At 46.7% G+C, this 6,754-nt stretch carries 4 protein-coding genes and 1 pseudogene; 4 read left to right on the top strand and 1 reads right to left on the bottom strand.

Features of this window, described 5'->3' with window-relative positions; genetic code table 11:
* Positions 1-14: 14 nt before the first annotated feature.
* The 4 genes and pseudogenes from KB557_RS08140 to KB557_RS08125 form a co-directional block, all read left to right on the top strand.
* Positions 15-848, top strand: a pseudogene (locus tag KB557_RS08140) (CmpA/NrtA family ABC transporter substrate-binding protein); the annotation flags it as partial.
* A 63-nt stretch (positions 849-911) separates the two neighbouring features.
* The gene (ntrB, locus tag KB557_RS08135) at positions 912-1,754 is read left to right on the top strand and encodes a nitrate ABC transporter permease (RefSeq protein ID WP_106500775.1); all 843 of its coding nucleotides are present in this window, start codon (positions 912-914) and stop codon (positions 1,752-1,754) included.
* A 66-nt stretch (positions 1,755-1,820) separates the two neighbouring features.
* Complete coding sequence (locus KB557_RS08130) at positions 1,821-3,752, top strand: nitrate ABC transporter ATP-binding protein (RefSeq protein WP_255123988.1); 1,932 nt, start codon at positions 1,821-1,823, stop codon at positions 3,750-3,752.
* 4 nt (positions 3,753-3,756) lie between these two features.
* The gene (locus KB557_RS08125; RefSeq protein WP_315856212.1) at positions 3,757-4,596 is read left to right on the top strand and encodes an ABC transporter ATP-binding protein; all 840 of its coding nucleotides are present in this window, start codon (positions 3,757-3,759) and stop codon (positions 4,594-4,596) included.
* Here KB557_RS08125 and KB557_RS08120 read toward each other — a convergent pair.
* Positions 4,582-6,702: a molybdopterin oxidoreductase family protein gene (locus KB557_RS08120; protein WP_399218864.1), complete on the bottom strand. Its 2,121-nt coding sequence runs from the start codon at positions 6,700-6,702 to the stop codon at positions 4,582-4,584. The two genes, KB557_RS08125 and KB557_RS08120, sit on opposite strands and share 15 nt — an antisense overlap.
* Positions 6,703-6,754: the final 52 nt, after the last annotated feature.

Genomic DNA, 6,754 nt, shown 5'->3' with positions numbered 1-6,754 from the left:
GATGAGAAACTAAAGTGAAGGCTCCCAATCTAATTGAAACTGTAGATAAGAAAAATAAAACTGGCGATAAATTTAAAGCAGCGGTTACATTTCCAGGCGGTACCCACGATCTATGGATGCGCTATTGGATGGCAGCCAATGGAGTAGATCCCAATAAAAATGCCGATCTTGTGGTAATTCCTCCACCGCAAATGGTTGCAAATATGCAGAGTGGCACTATGGATGTATTTTGTGTTGGTGAGCCATGGAATGAAAGACTAGTTAATAAAAAACTAGGCTACACAATTACGCAAACAGGTGAGATTTGGAAAGAGCATCCAGAAAAAGCATTCACAATGAGAGCTGATTGGGTAAAGAAAAATCCAAACGCAAGCTTACGCTTGTTAATGGCTGTGCAACAAGCACAAAAATGGGCCGATAATCCAGCAAACACAAAAGAATTAGCTGAAATTCTCTCGGAAGATAAATACATTAAAGCAAGCGTTGAGGATTTACTGCCACGCCTACAAGGTACCGTTGATTATGGTGATGGTCGGAAAGTAACAAATAGCCCATTCAAAATGTATTTCTGGAATAATAACGCCTCCTTTCCCTACAAAAGCCATGACGCCTGGTTTATTACCGAAAATATTCGCTGGGGGTATCTACCAAAAAATACAAATACCAATGCCCTTGTAAAACAAGTAAACCGTGCCGATCTATGGCGGGCTGCTGCAAAAGCAAATGGTTATGGCACAGGCCCAGCTAGTGATTCAAGGGGAGTGGAAGTGTTCTTTGATGGCGTAAAATTCAACCCAGCCAATCCACAAGCCTATTTAAATAGCTTAAAAATAAAGGCGCTTAAATAAGAGTTAATTAATAAAATATCCAGCCAAATAACAAAATAATTAAAAACCATCAGAGCACTACCAATGGTCTCCGCCTCAATCAAAGCAAAGAAGCCTAGATCTTCACAACTAAAATGGCTTAACAGCCCAATCATCAAACAGATCAAAGCTCCAGTGTTATGTATCGGCGGAGTTCTATTGATATGGCAACTTTCATGCAGCCTGAGTAATAGCGATTTTCCAGGGCCAATCCAAGTAATAACACAAACTTGGAATCCCTATATAGTGAATCCTTTTTATGATGATGGAGGCACAGCAAAAGGCTTGGGTTGGCAAATATTAATATCTCTCCAAAGGGTGGCTTTAGGGTATAGCCTAGCGGCAATATTAGGTATTGCTGCCGGTTTAGCACTGGGTTTGAATAGTTTTATTAGGCGAGGCTTTGATCCGATTATTCAGGTGCTCCGCACGGTACCACCCTTGGCATGGCTACCGATTTCACTTCTGTTATTTCAACAGGCTGATGCAGCGGCAATATTTGTTATCTTTATTACGGCAATATGGCCAATTGTTATCAACACTGCAATGGGAATTAGAGAAATACCCCAAGATTATCGTAATGTTGCAAGGGTTTTACGGCTTAGGAAACGCAGTTTTTTGTGGGATATAGTTATACCTGCCACTGCACCATATGTATTTACTGGATTGCGCATATCAATCGGTCTTGCCTGGCTGGCAATTGTTGCAGCAGAAATGCTAAAAGCCGATGGCGGCATTGGTTTCTTTATATGGGATGCATATAACGCTGGTGGGGATTCAAGCACAAGTCAGATTATATTAGCAATCCTATATGTAGGAGTGGTGGGTTTAATCCTTGATCGAGGTGTTGCCTGGGTAGGCGAACGGGTAGGTGGTCCCCAAAGATAAATCAATGAGTTCTCCATTAATAAAGAACAAGCTTTTTAAAATTCCGAATCATTTGGAGGTATAGCAATGGCAAGTTTTCTACAACTTGATTCGGTTGAACAGCAGTTCACCAGGAGCGATGGCACAAGTTTCCAAGCATTAAGCACAATCAACCTAACGGTTGAAAAGGGGGAATTTATTTCGCTTGTAGGCCATTCTGGCTGTGGCAAATCAACACTATTAAATATACTTGCAGGCCTAAACAAGCCGAGCAAAGGTGGAGTAATTCTTGAAGGTCGTGAGGTAATTGAACCCGGCCCCGATCGAATGGTAGTTTTTCAGAACTATTCACTCTTGCCTTGGCGAAGTGTGCGGGCGAATGTAGCTTTAGCCCTTAGGGAAGTTAAAAGGAACCTGAGCCCTCAGCAAAGGCATGACCGTACGGAAGCTGCCCTTGCAATGGTTAACTTGGAATCGGTTGCTGATCGTATGCCAGGGGTGCTGTCTGGGGGCATGCGCCAAAGGGTTGCCATCGCAAGGGCCCTTGCATTAGAGCCAAAGTTACTTTTGCTTGATGAACCTTTTGGCGCCTTGGATGCCCTCACCCGCGGCCATCTGCAAGAGCAGTTAATGCAGCTCTGCCAAAACGCAAATATCACCACCGTAATGGTTACCCATTCCGTAGATGAAGCCTTGTTATTAAGTGATCGAGTTGTATTACTAACCAATGGTCCCAAAGCCCATGTGGGACGAATTGTTGCCGTGCCATTTGAGCGCCCCCGCTGCCGCAAAGGAGTTCTAAAAGATCCTAATTACTACTTGCTTCGTAATCAACTACTCGAATTCCTTCAAGACCAGCGCAAAATTTCTAAACGCAAAATCAGCCAACAAGCAAGCCCAACACCAATCAAGCTTGGCTATTTGCCGGGCTTGGATGCAGCAACAATGCTGGTAGCAAGAGAGCAGAAGCTCTTTGAAAAGCAGGGCCTTGAGGTAGAGCTATTGCGCTGTCAAAGTTGGGGCGAAATTGACGACATGTTGCGTTTAGAACGGCTTGATGGAGCCGCTTTAAGCGCTGCCCAACCACTCTCTATGGCCGCTGGCGCCGGGGCAGTATCAAGTACGCCACTGCCTATGGTTGTTACGCAAACCCTTAGCCGCAATGGCAATGCCCTTGTGATAGCTGAGCGATTATCAATTGATAGCAGCGATGCTCTATTGGAGTTATTGCATAAAGGAACAGAACTGCGAGTAGGGGTTCCGGATCGATTGTCAATGGCCGAATTGCTATTTCGCCATTGGCTAGCGCGCCATGGCATTGATCCAGAACAAATCTGCTGGCAAAGGCGCTCTCCATTAAATCTGCTTGCCGCCATGGAAGGAGGCTTAATTGATGCATTTGCGGCCGGCAAATTAAGGGCCTGTATTGCCAAATATCGAAAAACAGGATTGGTTGTGCTCACCGATGCAGAAATTTGGCCAAACCATGCGGAAAAAGTACTCGCTTTGCGGGAAGCCTGGGTAGATCACAACCACAACAGGGCAGTGGCCCTAAGTGCGGCGCTGCTTGAAGCAGCTGCCTACTGCGACACATCAGAAAACCGCAATCAAATTTTGGAAACACTTAGTGCACCTGAAGCATTTGGAGTTCACTTACTCGAGCCCATGCAAGCGGGTTTATTAAGTGATGAATTGGCTCCCAGCCTCAACCAAGCCACTTCACTATTGCGCTTCAATCGTTTCTTTCTAGGCCAGGCCTGCTACCCAGATCCGGCCGAGGGGCTATGGGTACTAACCCAACTAGCCCGCTGGGATATGGCCAATTTCCCAAGCCATAGGCAAGAATTGCTTGATCGGGTGTATGCGAGAAAAATATTTTTAGAAGCATGCGAAAAAGTTTCCATTCACGACCAAGAACCCACCCAAAGAACCTATGAACTCAGCGATGGCGAAATTTTCTCAATCGATAATCCTGAACAATATTGCGCCTCCCTTCCCTTCTCAGCGATCAGAGCCTAAATCAATGAACACATCAATTCAAGGCAACACTGCATCAATCACTTCAACAAAAAGCCAAGGCAGACTAGTTGAGTTCCGCAATTTAGCAAAAACTTTTAGTTCGGAGAATGGCAACATTGAAGTTCTTAAAAACGTAAATCTTACAGTACAAGCAGGGGAGTTTATCTGTGTGATTGGTCATTCAGGCTGCGGCAAGAGCACCCTATTAAACACATTATCTGGCTTTGAAAAACCAAGTTCTGGCGAAGTTTTGGTAGGGGGAGAAGCGGTGGAGAGTCCTGGGCCAGACCGCATGGTGGTGTTTCAAAACTATGCCCTACTGCCTTGGAAAACAGCACTAAATAATGTTGCTCTGGGGCTTTATGCCACCAGGGAAACCGAACAGAAAAAGGAATTGCTTAAAGAAGCACAAGAAATGCTTGAAACAGTGGGGCTTGGTGATGCTTTTAATCGCCACCCGGGAGAATTAAGTGGTGGCATGCGCCAAAGGGTAGCCATCGCCCGGGCGATGGCAATAAAGACTCCGGTTTTGATAATGGATGAGCCCTTTGGTGCCCTTGATCCAATAACAAAAGAGGAATTACAAGAGGAATTACTTGCCCTGTGGCGGCAACAACGCTGTACGGTTTTGATGATTACCCATGATATTGATGAAGCTTTATTTCTTGCAGATCGAGTTGTGATGCTAACCAACGGCCCCGCCGCAACCATCGGTGAAATACTTGAGATCCCTTTTAGCCGCCCCCGGAATCGCGAATCATTACTACATGATGATCGCTATGGCAAACTACGAAATAGGGCCCTAGATTTTTTATATGAAGGCGTAAATTTAATTAAGAGCTAATATTTTTACAGCCGCAGCCTTTAGTTCGGGTTGTTTTGAGTGGGGGCATGCCAATTCATGCATAAGCCGATTTGCCTCACAGGGGTTCGGTTGAGCAGCACCCCAGTGCAATGGCAAGAACACAGTGCCTGGCCGAATCCCTGCCGTTGTCTGCACCTTCACAGTTATCTGCCCCCGTCGCGAAGATACTTGAACCCAACTGCCATCAACCACCCCAGCTTGCTCTGCATCCTTAGGATTCAACTCGAGTAAAGCCTCCGGATGTTGTTGCATCAAACGGGGCACCAAACCAGTGCGAGTTAATGTATGCCAATGGCCAAGATATCTACCAACTGTGAGAATCAAAGGGTAACTATTGCAAGGCGGTTCCCCTAGGCCAAAGGGTGTATCCCACAACAAACGTGCCTTTCCTGTAGCCGTTGCAAATTTCCCATCGGCATAAAGTCTTTCCAAGCCACCACCTGGTGCTGTTCCCAGCGGAAACGGCCACTGCTGCGGACCAAATTCTGCCAATAGGCCGTGAGTTATCCCAGATAAATCACACAATCTACCAGCGGTAATTGCAGCAAATTCGTCAAATACTTCACTGCTGTTTGCATAACTAAAAGCAGCTGTAAATCCCAAACGTTTGCCCAACTCAGCAAAGATAAGCCAATCAGCCATTGCCTGCCCCGGAGGCTGCCTAAATGCTTGGCATAGGGTGAGCCTTCGCTCCGAATTAGTCATTACCCCCTCCTTTTCACTCCATTGGGCAGCGGGCAAGATGAGATGGGCGAACTCAGCTGTTTCCGTACCCCCATAGGCTTCACTTAACACCACAAAGTCGCAGTTCCTAAGCGCCGCTCGCACGCGATCTAAAGAGGGCAAACTAACTAATGGATTGGTGGCTGCCACCCACCAAAGCCCCAATTCACCACGCTCCATTGCCTCAACCTGTTGCCACACATGGCGGCCAGGCTGAGCTGATATCGCCCCTGAAGTTAATCCCCAGTGCCTTTCCAAACTGGCGCGATCTTGCTCATTTGAAACTGCGCGATAACCGGGCAATAAATGACTCAGGCCTCCCGCTTCCCTACCTCCCATGGCATTCGGTTGACCGGTAAGCGAGAAAGGCCCTGCCCCCAAACGGCCGATTTGGCCAGTTAGCAAATGCAAATTCACGATTGCACTAACCGTTGCGCTGCCATCAACACTTTGATTCACCCCCATCGACCAAGCACTTAAAACAGCAGCACTTGTGCCCCATAATTCAGCCAACTTACCTAGATCTGCCTCGCAAATTCCGCAAAGATCAGCAACCCGTTGGGGGGTCCAGGGTGGCAAATGTTTGCTAAATTCGCTGTAACCCTCCGTTGCTAATTCAATAAAACCTTTATCAAGCCAATCCTTTTGCACTAATATGTGGGCTATCCCATGCAATAGGGCTAGATCACTACCGGGTTTAATCGCTAAATGTAGATCAGCAGCAATTGCAGTGGCGGTGCAACGGGGATCCACAACAACGATCTTTAAACCATCTGGATCACGGCGCTTACGCTTCAACAAGCGTTGCCATAACACCGGATGACAATCAGCAGTATTAGTGCCAATCAATAACACTAAATTAGCGTGATCTAAGTCGTTATAACAACATGGAGGGCCGTCGGAACCTAGGCTGCGGCTGTAACCTGCCACAGCTGAACTCATGCATAGCCGAGAATTTGCATCAAAGTGATTGCAGCCTAAATAACCTTTAAATAGTTTCTGGGCTAGGTAATAGTCTTCGGTTAAAAATTGACCCGAGCCATAAACCGCCAAACCATCGGCACCCCATTTTTCCAGCACCACTTTGATGCGTTGCACAAGCAATTCAAATGCCTGCTCCCAGCTGATCGCCTGCAAAGGCTGATCCAACTGCGCTCGCCATAGGGGCTGAGTAAGCCGATTTTGATCAAGGGTTGCCGCAACAGTGGCACCTTTTATGCATACTTGCCCCAGTGATGAGGGGTGGCTGCGGTCGCCGCGGACAGACCATTGAGGAGATATTGAACCAACTTTTGGCGCCAATAGTTCTAGGCCACAACCAACGCCGCAATAGGGGCATTGGGCTTGAGCTTTGCTAATCACCACTTACGATAGGGCAAGAATTTACCATTAATATTTACCACTACTCGATCAC

This window comes from Synechococcus sp. Cruz CV12-2-Slac-r, assembly GCF_024346075.1.
Classification (GTDB): Bacteria; Cyanobacteriota; Cyanobacteriia; order PCC-6307; family Cyanobiaceae; genus Synechococcus_D.
The sequence above is the reverse complement of the archived record's forward strand: the minus strand, read 5'-3'. Positions and strand labels throughout refer to the sequence as shown.